The organism is Vibrio sp. 1457 (assembly GCF_033340195.1).
GTDB lineage: Bacteria > Pseudomonadota > Gammaproteobacteria > Enterobacterales > Vibrionaceae > Vibrio > Vibrio alginolyticus.
On the sequence record NZ_JAWOWA010000063.1, the window covers coordinates 1 to 2,206 of the forward strand.

A 2,206-nucleotide genomic window follows, 5' to 3' on the forward strand; every position below is an offset into this window, starting at 1 on the left:
ATACCACCTTAAACACTAAAACCAACGCATAGTGAAAATGCCACGCGTTGCGAATCCCTCTTGAACAGTTTGTTAGGCGACATTTCTACGTTTAACTTCTTTCTCATACGAAGATTCGTTGTATAACCAAATAGCCCAAAATGCGAAAAACATCCCGATCGTGTAAATGGAGTAATTAAGAGCATTATCCGATAAGAAAATCGTAATGCTTGCAGCATCAGAAGATGGATAAAGGAAAATAACATTAAAAATTATGTACAAAATGGCTGTGACGAAAGTTGTTCTGAAAAGCCAATTTAAACATCCTTTCTTTCGAGATTTTTGCCAATTATCAAATGCTTTACCATTCATTAATCCACTCCTTTTCTATTAACTGAAGCTAGATTCACGCCAAGATACTATCACTACTCTATCGTTGATCTCATGTCGCCTAACGCCGCATTAAGGTGCGAACAACGCTAAACCACCTAACCTAAACCATTGCACCTTAACCACTAAAACCGAGTTTAAACCGAGATCGCCAAGCGTTGTGAGTCACTCTTGAATGCTTTGTTAGGCGCTTCACGCAAATAGTTAAAACTGGATTTAGAAAACAACCTTTTGGAAAAAGAAATTCACGTAAGCCACTGAATTTGATTAAAACCCAAATGCTAAAGCGGCTAAGTCTCTGAAACCCACTGCAACCAAAACACCAAAGAAATTGGCTTTTCAGCACATAAAAATAGATTTTGGAAAGACTAACTTTCAGTGCAAAATTTCAGCCAATAGACCCGTTTCGACGGCAGACAAACTTGAAGTGATTTGAGCCAAAGAAACTAACAACAAACCGACTCCAAAACTGAATGAGGCAACCCGCAAACTTTGACATGTTTTACAGATTGAGTGATTCAAGAACTTGGTTAGATAAGGCCAAATTGCCGAAAAACTAGAACAAATGGCCAAAGAGAAATTAGAGATTTGAACAAAGAAATTTCTTACTGCGCCTAACGCCGCATTAAGGTGTGAGCTTCGCTTGGCTATACTTGAGCGAAGCGAAACTGCCAAGCGTTGCGAATCACTCTTGAATGCTTTGTTATGTGCGTGCTAAACGGTAGCGCCTTACCGTACCCTCACTCTCATCTGTGTAGTTACCGAGGTATTCACCACCACAGTTTTCGATGACCTTTTGAGATGCGGGATTGTCAATTGAGCAAGTAACAATTACTGAATCAGTGACAACATGGTCTCGCACCCATGCAAGCAGAAATGAGGCTACACCCTTACCACGAGCTGACGGTCTAGTTTCGTAGCCAATATGACCAATGACATTTTCTACGTTGGCGTTAGTACCTTTGCGAACTCGGATTGCACCTAAAATTTCGGAGTTCGATACACAGTAGTAAGTTGTGCTAGGTAAATATCCCTTTGGTAACTCGGAGATTGCCTTTGAGCGTTCGACCAAACCTGACAAATAAGCTGTAGGATCTTGCTCCACACCCGAATATTTTGGAATACCCGATTCTAGGCATTCTTTCGCATAACTCGCTAATATTGGCGCCAAATCAGGGTTGGCCTCTACCACCTCCATGTCAATTTTCCTCATAAGCACATAACGCCAAATTAAGGTGTGAACAACGCTAACACCTTACCTAAACCATTGTGCCATAAACACTAAACTGGCTTGAAGTGAAAGCGCCTAGCGTTGTGAATCACTCTTAAATTTATTGTTATATGCGTATTCGAAGCTACATTGAAACTGCTTCGATTTTGTTTCCGTCTAAGTCACGTACGAACGCTGCATAGTAAGTTTCACCGTACTCTGGTCTTAAGCCTGGCTTGCCTGCACATGAACCACCCAATTCAATGGCTGTAGAATAGAACTGGTCAACAGCTTCTTTTGACGGCGCATTGAAAGCCACATGAGCACCATTACTTGATGTCGCTTTCCCTTCACAAGGGCTTCCGACCCAAAACTCAAAGTTTTCACCATAAGCCGCTGCAATATTTTCTATATAATGAGCACGCTTAATAGACAACGTAGAAAGAACTGAGTCATAAAAACCAACTGCTTTTACCACATCAGAAGCGCCAACTGAGACGTGATTTAGAATCATTTTTAAGTCCTTTTATTGTTTGAAACTTGAAAGCATATAACGCCCAATTAAGGGGTGAGTAACGCAACACCAATGTCACCGCAAACCACCTTAATCACTAAAATTAACGCATA

3 protein-coding genes are annotated in these 2,206 nt (G+C 40.9%); all 3 read right to left on the bottom strand.

The genetic code is table 11. From position 1 onward, the window contains the following. Positions 1-72: 72 nt before the first annotated feature. Entirely contained in the window at positions 73-351 is a 279-nt protein-coding gene (locus tag R7Z41_RS23650; protein ID WP_033007115.1) for a hypothetical protein, read from the bottom strand. 721 nt (positions 352-1,072) lie between these two features. Beyond that, positions 1,073-1,567: a GNAT family N-acetyltransferase gene (locus tag R7Z41_RS23655; protein ID WP_025637911.1), complete on the bottom strand. Its 495-nt coding sequence runs from the start codon at positions 1,565-1,567 to the stop codon at positions 1,073-1,075. Positions 1,568-1,724: 157 nt separating this feature from the next. Further along, complete coding sequence (locus R7Z41_RS23660; protein WP_225478343.1) at positions 1,725-2,093, bottom strand: VOC family protein; 369 nt, start codon at positions 2,091-2,093, stop codon at positions 1,725-1,727. Positions 2,094-2,206 lie beyond the last annotated feature (113 nt).